Raw genomic sequence first — 19,026 nt, 5'->3', positions numbered from 1 at the left:
ACGATCATCAGTCATAGAGCCCCTCCAGCGTCCAGCTCCCGGTCCGGGACAGCGCCAGCACCGCGGTCTCCTCATCGCCCGCACCGCGCACCACCAGCTGCAGCCGGGCGGAGCGGGCGCCCTGCGGCGTCCACCACCGCTCGTCGATCACGGTGGGCGCGCCATGGGCGAGCACCGGATGCGAGGAGCCGGCGCGCAGGCCGAGGCGCTGCAGGACCGGGGCCCCGGGCGCGAGGACCAGCAGCCGCGCCGGCGCGGCGCTCAGCAGACCCCGGGCGGTGACCACCACGGGCCTCCCGTCGGCATCTTCGAGGGCCACCGGCGGCGGGTCCCGGAACACGGTGGTGGGCACCGGCCGCGGCAGGGAGCCGGGCCAGGGCCCGGGGTGGGTGGCCGGTTTCTCGCTGCGCCACGGCACGAGCACCATCTCGTCGGCCAGCAGTCGCCCGCCGACGCGGACGGGGACCTGGACGGCGTCCTCCCCCGCCAGGCCCTGCGCCCGGGCGAAGGCGCGCGAGGCCCGTTGGGCGGCCTCCCCGGCGCTCCCCCACAGGGCCGGGGCGCTCTCCCCCGCCGGGGCGAGCTGCAGCGGGTGCAGGCCGATCCGGGTGATCGCGCCGGTCGAGGGGCCGCCGAGCCGTGAGCGGGTGATCCAGCCGTCGCACTGCCAGCGGATCCGGTCCACGACATCGGCCACCGTGAGTGCGCCGTCGTGCCGCCAGGTGCGCTCCATCTCCTCGCCGCCCTCGGTGCGGGCCACGATCCGCAGCCGGGTGCACACCAGGCCGTTCGCGACGAGCATCGTGTGCAGCTCCTCGGCCAGCGGGCGCGCGATGAAGGCCGCCTGGTCGGTGCGCACCAGCGGGGTCTCCAGCGTGGTCTCGGCCAGGATCGGCTGGGTGGGATGGTGCGTGGCAGGCGGGGCGGGCTCCTCGCCGCGGGCCAGCAGGTGCAAGGTGGAGACATCGGGACCGAAGCGGTCCGCGACCGCGGCCGACGGGAGCGCGGCCAGATCCCCCAGGGTGGTGATCCCCAGGCGCTGCAGCAGATCGACGGTCTCGGCGAGGTCCAGGCGGCGTTCGGTGCGCCGCGCCGAGGGCTGCCCGCGATGCCCCCAGCCGGGGCCGACGGGGGCGCTGCGCAGCGTCGTGATCGGATGCGGGGCGAGGTAGTCGGCGCTGCGCCCGTCCCGCACGATCCGTCCCGGCGGGGAGGCGAGCAGCGCGGCGAAGGGCCCGTCGGCGATCCCCACGGAGCAGTCCCAGCCGGTGAGCTCGGCGACCGCGTCCAGGATCCGCTCGGCCAGCTGCGCCTCCCCGCCCTGGTGGCGGGCCGGCCCGCGGGCCGACATCAGCAGCACTCCGGGGCGCAGCACGTCGACCCCGGCGGCGATCGTGTCCACCGCGGCCGCGACCAGCTCGAACAGGGCCGATTCGTTCTCCCTGTCCGCCTCCAGCACGAGCGCCTCGGGGCAGGCGGCACGCGCGGCACGACGCTTCATGCCGGGCAGCGCGCCCGCCTCCCGGGCGGCGGCGCTCGAGTGCGTGACCCGATGCTGGTCGAGCAGGATGACCGGGACGACGGCCGGGTCGATCGCAGCGGGCTCGCCGTCGGGGCTCTCCTCGACCAGCCGACGCTGGTGCCGGTCCAGCGCGGCCAGCAGCGGCCAGTCCGGGACGGTCACGGCGACCGTGCGGGTGGCTGTGCTGGCAGGGTTGGTGCTGGTGCTGGTGCTGGTGCTGGTGCTCGTGTCGAGGGTCATCACCCGGCCCTCCGCACCGGTTCGAGCAGGCGCACCGGGGGCGGGGCGGCCAGGTTCTCGTGCCGGCTGCGCTGCTGCGGCGCCGAGGCGATCATGCCGCCGACCTGTGGCAGCAGCACTTCGACCTCCCGCTGCCCGGCAATCCCCCGGCCGCTCGCGAGGACCTCGAGACGACGGGTGCGCAGCCGTCCCGAGCCTGCGCCGAGACCGGTCCAGCGCAGCGTCGTGGAGCGCAGGGTGAGATCGGCGCGCCCGGGCGGGGCTGCGGCGAGGACCAGGGTGTCGGCGGTGCGGGCGCGACCCAGCAGGCTGCGCCACAGCACGGGGGCGAGATCGAGATCGGGGCCGAGCACGAGCACATCCACGCCATCGGCCAGGGCGGAGAGCACCTGGGGACGCTGCTCGCCGTGCGCAGGCACGTGCGCGAGTCGGCAGGGATCCAGGCCGGCATCGACCGCGGAGCGCAGCCCCAGATCGGGCATGCCCGCGATCGCGCACCAGGAGTCCTCCCCCGCCGCGGCGACCGCGAGGGACAGCAGCAGCGAGGTGCTGGCAGCGCCCGTGATCGCGACGGAGCTTCCCGCCCGCAGGCTGCCCCGCGGGAACAGTCCGGCAAGCGGCCCGGGCACCGGAACCCTGGTACCCATCCCGTCGTCGGCGAGGCCCTGCTCTGCCTGTTCCGTCGTCGTTGTCGGTGCTGCCGGTGTCGTCGCGGTGCGCAGGGCGGTGCGATCGATCCGCCCTCCCCATCGGGAGGCGCTGCGCTCAGCGGCACCCAGGGTGGCGCGGGCCAGCGCGAGGCGATCCTCACGGTTCGCGGGCTCGGCCTCGCGAGAAGCCGTCTGCAGACGCATGCTCACTGTTCCACCTCCATCCCGCTCCGTTCCGGCCGGGAACTGCGCACTGCTTCTACTCGAACTTCTGTTCGAACTCTACGCCTGGCCATGAAGGGCGAGTCAAGCCCTGCAGGTCGTGACTTCGAACGTACGTACGGAGTGTGCGGGAGGGGTGGGACAGTCGGCGCACCAGGCGGCAGCACCTCCCCGCGGACCACCCCGCAGGCACCCTCGCGGGCTCCTCGTGACCCCCTTCTCCCGGGGTGAGTGGAGGCTGGGTAGGCCGATGGGGACGGAGAGGTCTGCGTGGCTGATGTACTTCTTTCCTCCACAGATAGTGGCTATCCACAATGTGCAGTTCGGAGCGTCAGGAGGTGTAGTAATTTGCCCGAGATCCAGCATTCTTGTGCTGTCGAACAGTATTCCTCCGCGACGCCTGAAGGGTAGGTCCGACAACTGGGCCCGGCCACATCATTCGGTCGCGCCATTCGGGGAGCCGGCGAGTGGGATCTTCGGTGTGCCCCTGTGCTGCATCCACCCCGCCGCCCCCCTCGGGCATCCCCTCGGAGTGCCTTCCGGAACGATTCATTCCTCCACAGTGGGTGGTTATCCACAATTTGATCCGCATTGCCGTTCGGGTCTATCGAAAAGGCTTTCTAGGGGATAAACTGGGGTGACGTCGTCGGCAGTGGAGCCGGTGTTTTCCAGGGGTGGGAAGGAGGGGTTGTCGTGGGTGAGGAGTTCGAGCAGGATTCACAGTCCGGTGGCGGGCAGGATAGGCCTGCGAGCAACGTTCCAGGGAACCGCTCCGGTGGTCCTTCTGGTGCCGCCTCCGATCCCGGTGCAGTTCCTGCGGTGCCGGTGTGGCCGGTGCGTGCGCGGCGGGCGCTGACCGCGCAGCGGGTGATCGAGGCGTGCGAGGCCGAGCCCGAGAGTGAGCAGGCGGCGTGCGCGTTGGCGATTCACGACAACATGCGCGAGCGCACCAAGCTGTATGCCCGTGAGCAGGAGCTGTTGACGGCGTTCCTGACTCGGGATCCGGAGTCCGATGGGTGCATCGACTCGGCGGATATCTCGGCGTTGAAGGTCGCGACCGGTCTGCGGGCATCCCTGCATCGGGCGGAGTGCCTGATCCGTGACGCCCACCGCTCCGTGACGCTCATGCCTGGCACGTTCGAGGTCCTGCGTACCGGTGACCTGCCCGAGGATTTCCACCGGTTGTTGCTGCGCAAAGTACGGGCGCTGCCCGATGACCAGGTCCGGGTCGTCGACGAGCACGTGGCCGGCTGGGACCTGGCGTCGATCTCCCGGGATCAGTTCGCCCGCCACCTGAACTCGCTGATCACCCTGGTCACTGCCGGCACGATCCCTCTCACCCCGGAATCGGAACGGCGTGTGGATCTCGAGATCACCGACCCGACCCGGGGTATCGCGACGTTGTCGGTGACGGGGCCGACGCTGGAGATCAAGGCCCTCGCCCACCGTCTCGATGTCGCGGCGCAGGCGATCCAGAAAGCCCAGCGCCAAGCCCTGAACGACCAGGACAGCGACACCCCGATCCCGTTCGATCTCGATGAGGTGCTGCGTCAACGCGGCCGAGCGATGTCGCTGGCGGCGCTGCGGTATGCGGTGCTGACCCAGTCGATGCTTACGACGGACCCGGTGCCCGAGCCTGCCTCCCCGTACAAGCTGCTGGTCACGGTGCCGGCGATGACGCTGCTGGGTGAGAGCGACGCGCCCGGGGTGATCGACGGTCTGATCCCGGTCCCCGCCGAACAGGCCCGCGCCCTGGCCGCGGGTCAGGCCACCTGGCAGCGGATCCTCACCGACCCCACCACCGGCGCCTACCTCCCCGTCACCGCCGACACCTACACCCCCACCGCACAGATGCGGCTCCAGTTGCGCCTCCGCCACCCCGTGTGTGCCGCCCCCGGCTGCACCAGGGCAACGGTGCTGGCGTCGGAGGACGACCACATCGAGGAATACGACCACACCAACCCCGGTTCGGGTGGCCCGACCTCGCTGGCGAACCTTCACCGACTCTGCTGGCTGCACCACACGATCAAAACCGCGGGCCTGATCGACCCCGAACGCGACCCCGACACAGACACCGATTCAGACTCAGGTCACAATCCAGAGTCCGGTTCCAGGCTTGAACCGCTCCGGAATACCCCCGAAGATCCACCCCGGTTCCCACCCGCCACATTGCCTCCCCGCCCGGATCCCCGTCGGCCGGTCATCGAGCCCACCCGGACGCAGTGGACGATCGATGGCGAGCTGCGCACCGCGACCTACGAGGAGCACGACCTGCTGACCCCTGTCCTGGCTGCTGCGCTGGACCGGGCCTGGGACACGCACCTGCGCGCCCACGCCGACGCGACCCGGATCGCCGAGATCGAAGCCGCCCGCCCCACCCGCGACCGCATCATCGGACAACGCCGTCTCGAGAACCAGCGCCGCACCGGACACCGAGCACACGGCGCGGACAGCGACGAAGCACTACAGAAGTTCCTTGAGGGGAATCCCCTGCCACCCCTGAGGCCCCGACCCTCACCCGACGAACCCGATGATCCCGATGACCCCGACGACAGCCCCTCCTGACCCGGCGACCGAGCCGTCCGCCATCCGAGTGCCCCGGCAGAATCGGCGACGCTCCCGGTACCGCGTTCTCCCACAGGTCCGCGCCTGCTCACACCTCGAGCCTCCCGTCCTGACGTGCCAGGACTCTGCGATCATGAGGCCTCGGACACATCACGTCGAAAGGGAGTTCCATGCGCGCGCTCGTGCTGCAGGAGAAGAACCGGATGTCCATCGAAGAGGTCGAGCCCGTCGGCTCCCCTGGTCCGGGTCAGGTCAGCATCGCGATGCACACCGTCGGGATCTGTGCCTCCGACGTGCACTACTGGACCGACGGCAAGATCGGACCCTTCGTCGTCGAAGAGCCGATGATCCTCGGCCACGAGGGTGCCGGCACCGTCGTCGAGGTCGGCGAAGGCGTCACCAACCTCTCCCCCGGTGACCGCGTGGCCATGGAGCCCGGCGTGCCGGACCCATCCTCCCGCGCGGTGAAGGAAGGCAACTACAACGTCGACCCCGCCGTGCAGTTCTGGGCCACCCCGCCGGTCGACGGCTGCCTGACCGACGAGGTCATCCACTCCGCCGCGTACACCTACAAGCTCCCCGACAACCTCAGCTTCGCCGAGGGCGCCCTCATCGAGCCGTTCTCCGTGGGCATGTTCGCCGCCACCAAGGCCGGCATCAAGCCCGGTGACGTCGCAGCAGTCATCGGCTCCGGCACCATCGGCATCATGACTGCGATCGCCGCCCGCGCCGGAGGCGCCAGCACGGTCTACATCAGCGACGTCCTCCCCGAGAAGCTCGCCCTGCTCGACGGGCTCGAGGGAATCGTCCCGGTCGACGCCACGAAGGAGGACCTCGGCGAACGGGTCCGTGCGGAGACCGGCGGCTGGGGGCCGCAGGTGGTCTTCGAGGCCACCGGTGCCGCTCCTGCGTACAAGAATCTCTGGTCGCTGCCCGCCCCCGGCGGCCGCATCGTCCTGGTCGGCATGCCCGTGGACCCGGTGCCCTTCGACATCGCCACCGCCCAGAGCCGCGGCATCTCCCTGGAGACGGTGTTCCGGTATGCGAACGTCTACCAGAAGGCGATCGATCTCGCCGCGAGCGATGCCGTGGACCTCTCCCGCTTCGTCTCGGAGACCTTCACCTTCGACAACTCCGTGCAGGCCTTCGAGCGCTTCCTCGAAGGACGCCCGACGGACGTGAAGCTGCAGATCACGCTCTGATCATGGCGTGCGGCGGCGAGCGGGGGCCCGGGCGGACACGGCAGGTGCACCTGCTGCGTCACGCCATGCCGATCCCGGACCCTCAGCTCCCGCCGTCGCACTGGACGTTGAGCTCTGAGGGCCGGGCCGCCGCCCGCTCGATGCGTCACAAGCTGCCCGCGGGCTCCATCCTCCTCAGCAGCACGGAGCAGAAGGCGATCGAGACCGCCCGACTGATGGCCGGAAGAGAGCCGGCAGCAGACATCGGATTCTGTGAGGTGCACAGGCCGGGCGAACCCTTCGATGAGTTCTCCTCCGAGAGGCGTGGAGCGTGGATCCACGGGGAGCTCGACGATCGGCATCGCGACTGGGAGACTCCGGACCAGGCGGGGCGACGATTCGCCCAGGCGGTCGAAGCCCACCCAGGGAGCGACCTCGTCATCGCGACGCATGGCATGGTCCTGGTCGCGTGGCTCGTGCAGATCGGTTACCTAGAAGCAGGCCAGGCGGCGGAGTCGTACTGGTCGACGCTGACCTTCCCGCAGTTCATCACGGTCGAGATCGCGAACTGAGGACGAGGATATGGCGACGACGGAGAGTACCGACGAGACAGCCTTGCTGCTGAGGGTCCCGGGTGCCGCGAGCGCTGTCGGGAGGCATCGGGGGCGGCTCGACAGAGCTGCGGCCGACGGGATCCCCGCGCACGTGACAGTGCTCCACCCCTTCGTCCCCCTCGGTGATCTCCAGGAGGAGGATCATTATCGTCTCAACGAGCTGTTCGCGATGCAACAGTCGTTTCAGCTTGTAGAGAGGTGTACGTCCTGGTTCGGTGATCGGGTCCTGTTCGTGCAGCTCGACGATCCCGAGCCGGTCCGGGTGCTCACTGCGCAGGTCGCCGCCGCCTGCTCGTCCTCCCGCAACTGACTGTCGGCCACGGACGTCGACGGATCCGGGACGAATTCCCTCGCTCGACGCTCCGTGGCGCTCTAGCCTCGGGTGATGAGCACCTATGACGACACCCGACGAGCCTGGGACGAGGCCTCCTCGAAGCATGTGCGGGAGTACGCGGAGCATCTCGAGCAGGCCCGCACGGCGCGGCTGCTGCCGATCGAGGAGGAGCAGCTCCGGCCTCTGATCGAGGATGCTGAGGTGCTGCATCCGCAGAGCGGGCACGGACTCGACGACCACGCCCTGATCCGGCTCGGGGCGCACTCCGTGCTCGGGCTCGACTACAGCCCGACGGCGGTCGCGGCCGCCCAGCGTCGGGCCGACGAGCTGGGCGCGCAGTGTCGATACGAGCTGGCCGAGCTGCCTGACACCGGCCGACCCGCGCAGAGTGCGGATCTGGTCTACACCGGCAAGGGCGCCCTGATCTGGATGGCCGATCTCGACGCGTGGGCGGCGGAGATGCACCGGCTGCTGAGGCCAGGTGGGCATCTGTTCGTCTATGAGGGGCATCCGCTGGTGCCGCTGTGGGCTTGGGACCACGACGAGGCGAGGGTGCGGGAGGATCGCAGCTACTTCGCCGCGAGCCACGTCAACGACACCTTCCCGGCCCGCGGGGCGACGGAGCACCAGCGCACCCTCGCGCAGCTCGTGATGACGGTGCTCGGCGCGGGGTTCGAGCTCCTGCACCTGGCGGAGCATCCGGATCCGTTCTGGATGCCGGACGACGAGAACCCGGCGGCGGCCTGGGACGGCCGCCTGCCGAACGCGATCAGCCTGCTGGCGCGCCGGAGGCGATGAGCGCGGCGCGGCGCTGCCAGAACACGACAGCGCTGGCGGCGGCGACGTTCAGGGAATCCACTCCCCCGGCCATCGGGATCACGACGTGCTGGTCGACCGCTGCCAGGGTGGCGGGCTTCAGCCCGTGGCCCTCCGCGCCGAGCACGAAGGCGACCTTGCGATCCGGTCCCAGGTCCAGGTGCTCGAGCGCGACGGCGCCGTCGGTGAGGGCGAGCGCGAGCACGTCGAAGCCTGCCTCGTGCAGGAGCTCCACGCCGTCGCGGGGCCAGGCCTCCAGGCGCGTCCACGGCACCTGGAAGACCGTGCCCATCGACACCCGGATGGAGCGGCGGTAGAGCGGGTCCGCGCACTGCGGGGTGACCAGCACCGCGTCGACCCCGAGCGCCGCGGCGGAGCGGAACAGGGCTCCGACGTTGGTGTGGTCGACGATGTCCTCGATCACGGCGACGGTGCGAGCGGTGCGCAGCACCTCCGCGACCTCGGGAAGCACCGGGCGCTGCATGGAGGCCAGTGCGCCGCGGTGCAGGTGGAAGCCGGTGAACTGCTCGATGAGGTCCCCGTCGCCCACATACACGGGCACCTCGGGGAACTGCTCGTACAACGGCGCGAACTTGTCCTTCCACTTCTCGGACATGAGGAAGGAGCGGGGCTCCATCCCGGCGTCGACCGCCCGGGAGATGACCTCGTAGCTCTCGGCCATGAACAGGCCGCGCTCGACCTCGACGCGCGAGCGCAGCCGGACGTCGGTCATGCGCAGGTAGTCGTCCAGGGCCGGATCGCCGAGGTCGGTGATCCGCTGTAGCTGTGCGTGCTCCACCGCCGGGTCAGTCCAGCGAGAGGGAGCGGGCGGTGTACCGCTCGCCGCGCTGCTCGACGATCAGCGGCAGGCCGAAGGTGCGGGTGAGGTTCTGCGAGGTGAGGGTCTCCTCGATCGGGCCGGCGGCCACGACGCCGCCCTCGCGCAGCAGCGCCACATGCGTGTAGCCCGGCGGGATCTCCTCGACGTGGTGGGTGACCAGCACGGTCACCGGCGTCGCCGGGTCCTTCGCGAGGCGGCCCAGGGTGCGCACGAGCGACTCGCGGCCGCCCAGGTCCAGGCCGGCGGCGGGCTCGTCCAGCAGCAGCACCTCGGGGTCGGTCATGAGGGCGCGGGCGGCGAGCACCCGCTTGCGCTCACCGGTGGACAGGGTGCCGAACATGCGCGTGGCGAGATCGCCGACGCCGAAAGCCGCGAGCAGGGTGCGGGCCCGCTCGAGATCCATCTCGTCGTACTGCTCGCGCCAGCGGCCCACCACGCCGTAGCCGGCGGTCACCACCACGTTCTCCGCGGTCTCCTCGACCGGGATGGTGTCGGCGAGCTCCTGGCTGGCCAGACCGATCATGGGGCGCAGCTCGAAGATGTCGACCTTGCCGAGCTGCTCGCCGATGATCTCGACGGTGCCGGAGGTGGGATGCATCCGGGCGGAGAGCAGGCGCACCAGCGTCGATTTTCCGGCGCCGTTGGGGCCGAGCACCGCCCAGCGCTCGCCCTCGGCGATCTCGAGGGTCACGGAATCGAGGATGTTGCGCCCGCTGCGGCGCACGACGACATCGGTCAGGGAGGCTGCTGCGACGGACATGCTCCGAGCCTATCGTCAGAACCGCTGCCAGGTCCCCGCATGCTCGACCTCGCCGCGCCCCGGGAGCGTGTAGTCGCACACGCCGTCGGGGAACGCGGCCAGGAGCTGCTCCCACTGCTCGTCGGTGAACTCGACCGGGTACTCGGCCCGTACGGGCTCCGACGTGGTGCAGGCGATGACGTCGGCCTTCACCGATTCACCGGCCACCTCCCGGGGGAAGCTCGCCGAGGGGTAGAGCTGCTCGCACTCGGAGGCGGGATCGCGGTCCAGGGCCATCGCGTGGAACTCGGGCTCGTCGCCCTGATCCATGCAGCCCTCGACGAGGGAGTCCGGGCGGGCCGCTCCGATCTCCGGGAGCGTGGGCCGGTCCTGGAGGTCGTCGCTCGGCTCGAGCTCCGTGAGCCAGGCGTCCATCTGGGTCAGCGCGTGCATCAGCAGCGGGCTCTTCGTGGAGAACAGGCCGTAGCGGTCGTCCTCGAGCAGGCTGACGTGGTTCTCGATCGAGCCGTTCGCATCGCGCAGCCGCTCCCGCATCGAGCTGGTGTGGTACCTGATGTGGATGTCACCCTCCGGCTTCTCGTCGGCGTAGGCGCGATAGTCGATGACCGGGGTGCTCGCGAGTCCCTGGCCGCCGTCGGTCAGCCGCCCCGTGCGGTACGCGGCCTCGACGGCGGGGAGGTCGGCGACGGAGCGCTCGGGACGGAAGTTCGCGTCCTGGTCGTAGCCCCCGATGGCGTCGTTGAGGTCGAGGAACTGCTCGGCGTCGATGGTCCCGTCGGCCAGGGCGGCCAGCCCGTACTGGATGCCGACGTTGTCCAGCGGTCGCAGCGCGAAGCCCGTCTCCGGGTCGGTGCCGTAGATGGTCGAGGTGTGGTCGTAGACGTCGCAGCGCACCCCGGTCGGATTCGTCTCGGGGTCGTAGCGCTGCTCCTGGGGCAGCGTCGGCGGGCAGAACTCGCGCGGATCGATGCGCAGCGCGCCGCCGGAGACGTTGTCCATGGTGGCGAGGGTCTGGAAGCCGGTGACCCGACGTTTCTGCTCCTGCGTCCACTCGACGTCGGTGCCGCCCGCGAAGTAGTTCTGCAGCAGCCGGGCGTCGGTGATCGAATCGATGGTGCCGAAACCGACCTCCGGGAAGGAGGCGCCGACGACGATGCCGTCGAAGATCCCTGGGTAGTTGTCCGCCGCCTGATGACCCTGGTAGGAGCCGCCGGAGGCGCCGAGGCCGATGGTGAAGTCGTCGCGGCCGTAGGTCTCGATGAACTCCTCCTTCGTCATCTGGGCGGTCTCCGAGGTGAGCAGGTCGTTGCAGTTGTTGCCGAACACGTTCAGGGACGACGAGACCATGGCGTAGCCCTTCGACAGCACCCGCGGGTCGAGCACGCCGCCGGTCTTCGGCCCCTGGCGATACCAGCCGTCCACGCATCCGCCGCCGAGCGTGTAGACGACCTTGCCGTTCCAGCCCGCGGGTCGGGCCGCAGGGGTCACCGGGTCCTCGGTGAGCGGATCGTGCAGAGCGGCGTGCTGGAAGATGCCGCGGTTGGCGGTGCCGTGGGCGAGGCGCACGATGAACGGCACCTCGATCCCCTCGTCGGTCGTGGTGCGCGCGAGGTCGTCGGGGTAGTCGGTGGCGTCCTCGGGGAACGCCTCCCAGGTGCCGGCAGTCGTGTAGTAGACGTGATCGACGCGGTCCTCGATAGAGCAGTTCTCGTCGAGCGGTTCGCCGAGCGTCTCGTCGGTCCCGGGGACCTCGAAGTCCTGGGTCTCGCAGGCGAAGGGCTGCTCGTGCGGCCCGCTGAACAGCGGCCCCTCGTCCGGATGGTTGATCACCGTGAGCTCGTCCGCACCCCGGGCCTGCCCCGGGAGCGCGGCGCGCAGCAGGTTCTCGCCCTGGACCATGCCGTCGACGCGGCCGACCAGCACCTCACGGCTCCCGTCCCAGGTGAAGGCCGAGGTCACGTCCTTCTCGTTCAGGGTGACCTCCACGCGATCGTGAGGGACGTTGTGCTCGGAGGAGATCTCGACCAGGGCGTCGCCGCCGGTCACCAGATCCGGCGCGCTGGAGGCGGTGTCCAGGTGCAGCCCGGAGCCGTCCTTCGCCGCAGGGACCTCGGCCAGTGCCGGTCCGGCGACGAGCACCCCGAGGGCGGCGATCGCGGCGGTGAGGAGGCGGAGGCGGGGGCCGGGATGGAGCGGCACAGGAGATCCTTCAGGAGGTCGGGGAACGGGAGAGCGCTCGCTGGCGCCCCGGAAACGCTATCGGCCTGCGGAGATCCCGTCCCGGGAATGCCCAGGAAATCCTCGGGAGGCCTCAGGTTTCGCCGTGCTGTGACCTCCTGGACCCTTCCCGTTCGCCCGCTCGATCCCCGTAAGCTGGCCGGGCCCGAACCACCCGTCCAGGAGGTCGTAGTGCCGCACCGCTCCGTGTCCCTGACCGCCCCGCGAGGATCGGTCGCCGCCGACGTGATCCGCGAAGGCATCGACGCCCTCCTGGCCGCCGCCGCGGACGAGATCCCGCTCGATTTCCCCGCCGGGGTCCTCGCCGAGGCAGAGCAGGCCGCCGGCCGGCAGCTCGACAGCTCCGCGCGCACGGACCGCACCGAGGTGCCCTTCGTGACCCTGGACCCCGCCAGCTCGACCGACCTCGACCAGGCGATGCACCTCGAACGCACCGACGACGGGTTCCGCGTGCTCTATGCGATCGCGGATGTTCCCTGGTTCGTCGATCTCGGCAGCGCCCTGGACCAGGAGGCGCGCCGTCGTGGGGAGACCCTGTACCTCCCGGACCGGCGCATCCCCCTGCACCCCGAGGTGCTCTGCGAGGGAGTCGCCTCCCCGCTCCCCGACCAGTCCTCCCCTGCCTTCGTGTGGGTCCTGGACCTGGACGCCGCCGGCGAGGTGCGGACGATCGACCTCGAGCGCTCGCAGGTGCGCTCGGTCGAGAAGCTCGCCTACGACCAGGTGCAGGAGGATCTCGAGCATGGGAACGGCCACCCGATGATGGTCCTGCTGCAGGAGATCGGAGCACTACGCGCGCGGCTGGAGTCCGCCCGCGGCGGGGCGAGCCTGAACGTGCCCGAGCAGGAGGTCGTCGCCGACGGCGACCACGCGCGCCTGACCTGGCGCCGACCCCGACCGATCGAGGACTCCAACGCCCAGATCTCGCTGATGACCGGGATGGCCGCGGCGCAGCTGATGCTCGAGCACGGCTCCGGGATCCTGCGCACCATGCCGCCCGCCGAGGACAGCGCCGTGGACCGCTTCCGCCGTCAGGCCGAGGTGCTCGGCATCCCGTGGGCGACCGACCAGGCCTACGGGGACTTCCTGCGGTCGCTGGACTGGCACGAGCCGGCGCATCTCGCACTCCTCAACCATGCCACCGCGCTCTTCCGCGGCGCCTCGTACGCGGCGTTCACGAGCGCCGAGGAGGTCCCGGAGGATCCGGAGCAGGCCGCGATCGCCGCTCCCTATGCGCATACGACGGCGCCCCTGCGGCGGCTCGTGGATCGTTTCGTGCTGCTCGTGTGCCACGCCCATGTGCAGGGCACGGAGCCCTCGGCCGAGCTGCTCGCCGCGCTCGCCGAGATCCCCGAGGCGATGCGGGTCACCGGGGCCCGGTCCGGCGATCTCGAGCGCCGGGCCATCGACCTGGTGGAGGCCGCGGCGCTCGCCGCCTGGACGGGCGAGACCTTCGAGGCGACCGTGATCGAGCGGCGCGAGGCGAGCCCGGCGAAGGACGGGAACGACGGCACGCCCACCCGCGTCGAGGTCCAGCTCTCCGAGCCCCCGGTCACCGCCTGGGTGCCGATGGATGCGGCGCTGGGCGAGGTGGTGCGGGTGCGCCTCGACTCCGTCGACGCCGCAGAGCGCGAGGCCGTGTTCGTCGCGGCGGCGGACGGGGCCGCGTGAGCGAGGCGGCCGCCGGCAGGGACCTCGTCGCGCTGCCCCGGGCCGCGGTGCTGGCCCTGTGGGCCTCGACCTATCTGCACGGTGATCTCGGGCCCGACGACGCCGCCGACATGAGCTACGGTGTGGGCCGCAGCGGACCCGGCGACGAGGGGGTGGACCTCTTCGACTGGATGACCGGGCTGCGCCGGCTCCCCCTCGCCCAGCTGCGCCTGGTGCTCCCCGCGCCCGGTCGCATCGCCGGCCTCGTCGGCCCGCCGGCGGCGATACCTGCCGCGATCGAGGCGGAATCGGCGATCGTGGTGACCGCCGCCGGGATCGCGGACCACACGCTGATCCCGGTCGTCACGCCCGTGGGGCATCCCAGCGGGAGCATGAACGCGGTGAGCTGGGTACGTCACGCCGCGCCCGTGGGCACTCAGGTCCCGCCGGCGGCCAGCTCCGGTCACGCCCGCGAGGAGCTGCTGCGCGCGCTGCGCCGGGCGGCCGACGGCAGCATCGAGCTGGATCTGGTGCCGGACGAGCCGGTGGAGCCGGCCAGGATCCCGGCCACCTGGATCTCGACGGCTCTCCCCCGCCATGTCGACGCAGGGGACGCACATCTGCTGGTGCTCGCCGCGCGCACGCTCCTGCTGACCCGGTCCGAGATCGACGACGGGCACGGGCACACCGTGCACCTGGCCGAGGCGCTCGCCCGGCGCGGGCTGCTCGACGAGCTGCACGATGTCGCCCGCGGGGCGCTCATCGAGGCCGTCGAGCGGATCGCCTCCTGATCAGACGCCCTGCGCGATGACCGTCCTGTAGACCTCGAGCGTGCGCTCGGCGATCGAGGTCCACGAGAAGTGCTCGGCGGCGCGATGCCGGGAGGCCTCGCCCATCTCGCGGGCCCGCTCCGGGTCCGAGACCATCCTCACGAGCGCCGCGGTGAGGTCCGCGACGTAGCGGTCGGGGTCGACCGGCGTGCCGGTGCCGTCGGTGACCTGCTCGAGCGGCACCAGGTAGCCGGTCTCCCCGTCGGCCACGACCTCGGGGATGCCGCCGGTGGCGGAGGCGACCACCGGGGTGCCGCAGGCCATCGCCTCGAGGTTCACGATGCCCAGCGGCTCGTACACGCTGGGGCACACGAAGGTGGTGGCGTGGGTGAGGATCTGGGTGAGCTCGTGGCGGGGCAGCATCTCGGTGATCAGATGCACGTTGCCGCGCTCGGCGTGGAGCTCGCCGACGAGGCCGTCGACCTCCGCGGCGATCTCCGGGGTGTCCGGGGCGCCGGCGCACAGCACCACCTGGCAGTCGGCGGGCAGCTCGCGCACGGCGCGCAGGAAGTAGGGCAGGCCCTTCTGACGGGTGATCCGGCCGACGAAGACGATCGTGGGAGCGTCCGGGTCGATGCCTCGCGAGGTCAGGGCGGAGGTCTCGGGGTTCGGGGACCACTCCTCGATGTCGATCCCGTTGTGGACAACATGGACCTTGTCGGGGTCGACCGAGGGATAGGCGCGCAGGATGTCCTCGCGCATGCCGCCGGAGACGGCGATGACGCCGGCCGCCCCTTCATAGGCGGTGCGCTCGGCGAAGGAGCTCACGCGGTAGCCGCCGCCGAGCTGCTCGGCCTTCCAGGGACGCAGCGGCTCGAGCGAATGCGCGGAGAGCACGTGCGGCACCCCGTGCAGCAGCGAGGCCATGTGCCCGGCGAAGTTCGCGTACCAGGTGTGGGAGTGGACGAGGTCCGCCCCGGCGCAGTCGGCCGCCATGAGCAGGTCGGTGCCCAGCGTCGAGAGGGCGGCGTTGGTGCCCTCGAGCTCGGCCGGCGCGCTGTAGGAGGAGGTGCCCTCCTCCTCACGCTCCGCACCGAACGCCCGGACCCGCACGTCGATGGACGGACGCAGCACCCGGGTCAGCTCGGCGACGTGCACCCCGGCACCTCCGTAGACCTCGGGCGGGTACTCCTTCGTCAACAGATCCACGCGCATGTCCGACTCCTTCGTGCTTCAGGCTTCCAGCGAGCGTCCGAAAATCCCCGAGGGGGCGTGACCAGTGCCACGTCTGGTCTATCCTCGCATTATGTCGTCCAAAAAGGTCCTCGCCATCGTCCTCGCCGGCGGTGAGGGGAAGCGGCTGATGCCGCTGACCCTCGACCGGGCCAAGCCCGCTGTGCCGTTCGGGGGCATCTACCGCCTGATCGACTTCGCGCTGTCGAACATCGCGAACTCCGGCTATCTCCGGATGGTCGTCCTGACCCAGTACAAGTCGCACTCGCTGGACAAGCACATCGCGCAGACCTGGCGCATGAGCTCGCTGCTGGGCAACTACGTCGCCCCGGTGCCCGCCCAGCAGCGCATGGGCAAGCACTGGTTCCGCGGCTCTGCGGACGCGATCTACCAGTCGATGAACCTCATCCATGACGAGAAGCCGGAGTACGTGGTCGTCGTCGGCGCCGACAACGTCTACCGCATGGACTTCTCCCAGATGGTCGATGCGCACATCGAATCCGGCAAGGCCTGCACGGTCGCCGCGATCCGCCAGCCGGTCGAGCAGTCCGACCAGTTCGGCGTGATCGAGACGGATCCGTCAGACCCCACCACGATCAAGGCCTTCGTCGAGAAGCCGACGGTGACCGAGGGGCTCGCCGACGATCCCGGCTCCGTCCTCGCGTCGATGGGCAACTACGTCTTCACCGCCGACGCCCTCATGGAGGCCGTCACGCGCGACGCCGAGGACGACGACAGCAAGCACGACATGGGCGGCGACATCGTCCCCTACTTCGTGGACCAGGACTCCGCCGGCGTCTACGACTTCATCCACAACGTCGTGCCCGGCTCCACCGACCGCGACCGCGACTACTGGCGCGACGTCGGCACGCTGGACGCGTTCTACGAGGCGCACATGGATCTGATCTCGATCCACCCCGTGTTCAACCTCTACAACTATGACTGGCCCACCTACACCGGCCACCGCAACGAGCCGCCCGCGAGGTTCGTGCACGCCGGCCCGGGCCGTGTGGGCACGGCGGTGGACTCCCTGATCTCGCCCGGAGTGGTCATCTCCGGGGCCCAGGTGTCGAACTCGGTGGTCTCCCCCGGGGTGCGGATGAACTCCTGGTCCAGCATCTCGGACTCGGTGATCATGGACGACGTGTCCATCGGCCGCCACTGCCAGATCCACCGCGCGATCATCGACAAGGGCGTCGTGGTGCCGCCGCGCACCCAGATCGGTCTGGACGTCGCGAAGGACCGGGCCCGCGGCTTCGTGGTCACCGACTCCGGGATCACCGTGATCGGCAAGGGCACGGTCCTCGAACCGTGACCGCCGCAGCATCCGGCAGCCCGGCGGTCACCGGGCTGCTGGTCTCCGACGTCGATTCGACCTTCCTGACCCAGGAGGTCATCGAGCTCGTCGCCGAGCATGCCGGGGTGCGTGATCAGGTCGAGGAGATCACCACCGCCGCGATGCGCGGGGAGCTCGATTTCGCGCAGTCGCTGCGCGCCCGGGTCGCGCTGCTCGAGGGGCTCGACGAGTCGGTCCTGGAGCAGGTGCGCCAGGTGCTGGTGCCCACGCCGGGAGTGCTCGAGCTGGTGCGCCGTGCGAAGGCCGACGGCTGGATCACGGCTCTCGTCTCCGGAGGATTCCACGAGGTGATCGACGAGCTGGCCGCGAACAGCGGCATCGATCATGTGCTCGCGAACCGCTTCGAGATCGTGGACGGCCACTTCACCGGGAAGGTGTCGGGCCCGATCATCGACGGCGCCGCGAAGCGGCGCATGCTCGAGGAGCTGGCCACCACCTACGACGTCCCCGCCGCACGGATCGTCGCCATGGGCGACGGCGCCAACGACCGCGAGATGCTGCAGGCCGCGGGGACCGGGATCGCCTTCCGGGCGAAGCCGACCCTGCGCGAGGTGGCCGACGTGGCCCTCGACGGGGAGTCCCTGCTGGACGCCTGGCCGCACCTGCTCGCCGCGGCCCGCTGAGAGGACCTCTCAGGGGCGCACGATGGTGTGCAGCGTGAGGGAGTCCTCCCCGAGGTCCGACCAGTGCTCGAGGCGTCCCGAGAGCACTCCCATGCCGCCGGTGGGCATGCCCAGCCGTGCCTGTGCGACGGAACCGGGATCGGAGTCGTCGTCGCCGATCAGTGCCATGAGCGAGGCCATCGTCGGCTCGTGGCCGATGACCATCACGGCGCCGTGCTGGTCGTCGACCCCGTGCAGGAGGTTGACGACCTCGCCGACCCCGCCGAGGTAGATCTCGTCCTCGAAGGACACGGCGCCGTCGAAGCCCGGCATCTGCGAGAGGACGGCCTGCCAGGTCTGCGTGGTGCGCAGCGAGTCGGAGACGAGGACCTGTGCCAGGTGCACGTTCTGAGAGGCGAGGTACTCCCCCACCAGTCGTGCTTGGGTGAGCCCGCGCTCGGCGAGGGGACGCTCGTGGTCCGGCTGTCCGGAGCCGGCGTCCGCCTTGCCGTGACGCATCAGCAGCAGGAGGCGACTGGCGGGGTCGGAAGATGACATGGGGGTACGTTCACGCCTTCGTTGTGGGGTGCGGTCCTCGGACCGGGGAACCGGATCAGTGTCCCATGCCGAGGCCGCCGTCGACGGGGATCACGGCACCGGAGATGTAGGACGCCTCGTCGCTCGCGATGAAGGCCACCACGCGGGCCACCTCCTCGGGGTCGGCGAAGCGACCGGCCGGGATCGCCTTCTTGTAGGAGGCCTGCACGTCCTCAGCCAGCGCCGCGGTCATCTCGGTGTCGATATAGCCGGGGGCGACGACGTTCGCGGTGATGCCGCGCGAACCCAGCTCCCGGGTGGTGGCCCGGGCGATGCCGAGCAGACCGGCCTTGGACGCCGCATAGTTGACCTGTCCCGGCGAGCCGTAGAGGCCCACCACCGAGCCGATCAGCACGATGCGCCCCTTCTTCTTGCGCATCATGGACTTGATGACCCGCTTGACGGTGCGGAAGGACCCGGTGAGGTTCGTGTCCAGGACGGTCTCGAAGGACTCGTCGCTCATCCGCAGCAGCAGCTGGTCATCGGTGACCCCGGCGTTGGCGACGAGCACCTCGATCGGCCCGTGAGCCTCCTCGACGGCCTTGACCGCGGCGTCGAGGCTCTCGCCGGAGGTGACCTCCGCGGCGACGGTGAGCGCGCCCTCAGGGCCGCCCTGCCCGGAGCGGCTGGTGACCGCGACCTTGTCGCCACGGCGCAGGAACTCCTCGGCGATGGCGTAGCCGATTCCCCGGCTGCCTCCCGTGATCAGGACACTGCGCGGCTCGGTGATGGCGTCGGACATCTGGGCTCCTTGCGGGATTGCGGAGAACTTTTCGTGGGGTGGGCCCCGAGATGCACCATGCAGTCTCGGCAGGCCGCAGTGCTCTACGATAC

General features: G+C 70.5%; 17 protein-coding genes. 9 read left to right on the top strand and 8 right to left on the bottom strand.

Annotated elements, in window-relative coordinates; all coding sequences use genetic code 11:
* Nucleotides 1-7: 7 nt before the first annotated feature.
* On the bottom strand, nucleotides 8-1,762 hold the full coding sequence (locus INT49_RS07840) for a DNA polymerase Y family protein (RefSeq protein WP_193117166.1): 1,755 nt from the start codon (nucleotides 1,760-1,762) through the stop codon (nucleotides 8-10).
* Entirely contained in the window at nucleotides 1,762-2,616 is an 855-nt protein-coding gene (locus INT49_RS07835) for a hypothetical protein (RefSeq protein WP_226849909.1), read from the bottom strand. The genes INT49_RS07840 and INT49_RS07835 overlap by 1 nt, the downstream gene beginning before the upstream one ends.
* An 837-nt stretch (nucleotides 2,617-3,453) precedes the next feature.
* Here INT49_RS07835 and INT49_RS07830 point away from each other — a divergent pair.
* From INT49_RS07830 to INT49_RS07810, 5 genes are all read left to right on the top strand, one after another.
* Nucleotides 3,454-5,199 carry an HNH endonuclease gene (locus tag INT49_RS07830; RefSeq protein WP_193117165.1) on the top strand — a complete coding sequence of 582 codons (1,746 nt, stop codon included), beginning with the start codon at nucleotides 3,454-3,456 and terminating at the stop codon, nucleotides 5,197-5,199.
* Between the two features lie 170 nt (nucleotides 5,200-5,369).
* Complete coding sequence (locus INT49_RS07825) at nucleotides 5,370-6,401, top strand: NAD(P)-dependent alcohol dehydrogenase (protein WP_193117164.1); 1,032 nt, start codon at nucleotides 5,370-5,372, stop codon at nucleotides 6,399-6,401.
* A gap of 44 nt (nucleotides 6,402-6,445) precedes the next feature.
* Nucleotides 6,446-6,952, top strand: a complete 507-nt coding sequence (locus INT49_RS07820) for a histidine phosphatase family protein (RefSeq protein WP_193117163.1) — start codon at nucleotides 6,446-6,448, stop codon at nucleotides 6,950-6,952.
* Between the two features lie 10 nt (nucleotides 6,953-6,962).
* A complete protein-coding gene (locus INT49_RS07815) occupies nucleotides 6,963-7,304 on the top strand; it encodes a 2'-5' RNA ligase family protein (protein ID WP_193117162.1) in 342 nt (113 codons plus the stop codon).
* Nucleotides 7,305-7,379: 75 nt separating this feature from the next.
* A complete protein-coding gene (locus INT49_RS07810; RefSeq protein ID WP_193117161.1) occupies nucleotides 7,380-8,126 on the top strand; it encodes a class I SAM-dependent methyltransferase in 747 nt (248 codons plus the stop codon).
* Here the strand turns inward: INT49_RS07810 and INT49_RS07805 are convergent.
* Genes INT49_RS07805 through INT49_RS07795 form a run of 3 tightly spaced genes read right to left on the bottom strand, consistent with a single transcriptional unit; the run spans nucleotide 8,098 to nucleotide 11,944 of the window.
* Nucleotides 8,098-8,943 (bottom strand): TrmH family RNA methyltransferase, encoded by an 846-nt coding sequence (locus INT49_RS07805; protein ID WP_319021549.1) that lies wholly within the window; start codon nucleotides 8,941-8,943, stop codon nucleotides 8,098-8,100. The two genes, INT49_RS07810 and INT49_RS07805, sit on opposite strands and share 29 nt — an antisense overlap.
* A 7-nt stretch (nucleotides 8,944-8,950) precedes the next feature.
* Complete coding sequence (locus INT49_RS07800) at nucleotides 8,951-9,745, bottom strand: ABC transporter ATP-binding protein (protein WP_193117160.1); 795 nt, start codon at nucleotides 9,743-9,745, stop codon at nucleotides 8,951-8,953.
* A 15-nt stretch (nucleotides 9,746-9,760) separates the two neighbouring features.
* A complete protein-coding gene (locus INT49_RS07795) occupies nucleotides 9,761-11,944 on the bottom strand; it encodes a DUF6351 family protein (protein ID WP_319021548.1) in 2,184 nt (727 codons plus the stop codon).
* Between the two features lie 210 nt (nucleotides 11,945-12,154).
* Between INT49_RS07795 and INT49_RS07790 the strand changes: the two genes are divergently transcribed.
* A complete protein-coding gene (locus INT49_RS07790) occupies nucleotides 12,155-13,654 on the top strand; it encodes an RNB domain-containing ribonuclease (protein WP_193117159.1) in 1,500 nt (499 codons plus the stop codon).
* The gene (locus INT49_RS07785) at nucleotides 13,651-14,424 is read left to right on the top strand and encodes a hypothetical protein (protein ID WP_193117158.1); all 774 of its coding nucleotides are present in this window, start codon (nucleotides 13,651-13,653) and stop codon (nucleotides 14,422-14,424) included. The genes INT49_RS07790 and INT49_RS07785 overlap by 4 nt, the downstream gene beginning before the upstream one ends.
* Here INT49_RS07785 and glgA read toward each other — a convergent pair whose 3' ends face one another.
* Nucleotides 14,425-15,618, bottom strand: a complete 1,194-nt coding sequence (gene glgA, locus INT49_RS07780) for a glycogen synthase (RefSeq protein ID WP_193117157.1) — start codon at nucleotides 15,616-15,618, stop codon at nucleotides 14,425-14,427. It lies immediately after the preceding gene.
* A gap of 91 nt (nucleotides 15,619-15,709) precedes the next feature.
* Between glgA and glgC the strand changes: the two genes are divergently transcribed.
* Both glgC and serB read left to right on the top strand, forming a co-directional pair.
* The gene (gene glgC, locus INT49_RS07775; RefSeq protein ID WP_193117156.1) at nucleotides 15,710-16,951 is read left to right on the top strand and encodes a glucose-1-phosphate adenylyltransferase; all 1,242 of its coding nucleotides are present in this window, start codon (nucleotides 15,710-15,712) and stop codon (nucleotides 16,949-16,951) included.
* The gene (gene serB / locus INT49_RS07770; RefSeq protein ID WP_193117155.1) at nucleotides 16,948-17,616 is read left to right on the top strand and encodes a phosphoserine phosphatase SerB; all 669 of its coding nucleotides are present in this window, start codon (nucleotides 16,948-16,950) and stop codon (nucleotides 17,614-17,616) included. Before glgC ends, serB begins: the two co-directional genes overlap by 4 nt.
* A gap of 9 nt (nucleotides 17,617-17,625) precedes the next feature.
* Here the strand turns inward: serB and INT49_RS07765 are convergent, their stop codons facing one another.
* Together INT49_RS07765 and fabG are read right to left on the bottom strand one after the other, a co-directional pair.
* Nucleotides 17,626-18,153 (bottom strand): SixA phosphatase family protein, encoded by a 528-nt coding sequence (locus tag INT49_RS07765; RefSeq protein WP_193117154.1) that lies wholly within the window; start codon nucleotides 18,151-18,153, stop codon nucleotides 17,626-17,628.
* A 55-nt stretch (nucleotides 18,154-18,208) separates the two neighbouring features.
* Nucleotides 18,209-18,934: a 3-oxoacyl-ACP reductase FabG gene (gene fabG, locus INT49_RS07760; protein ID WP_193117153.1), complete on the bottom strand. Its 726-nt coding sequence runs from the start codon at nucleotides 18,932-18,934 to the stop codon at nucleotides 18,209-18,211.
* Nucleotides 18,935-19,026 lie beyond the last annotated feature (92 nt).

This window comes from Brachybacterium tyrofermentans, assembly GCF_014897585.1.
In the GTDB taxonomy this organism is placed as follows: Bacteria; Actinomycetota; Actinomycetes; order Actinomycetales; family Dermabacteraceae; genus Brachybacterium; species Brachybacterium tyrofermentans.
This window is presented reverse-complemented; position numbering and strand designations above follow the sequence as displayed.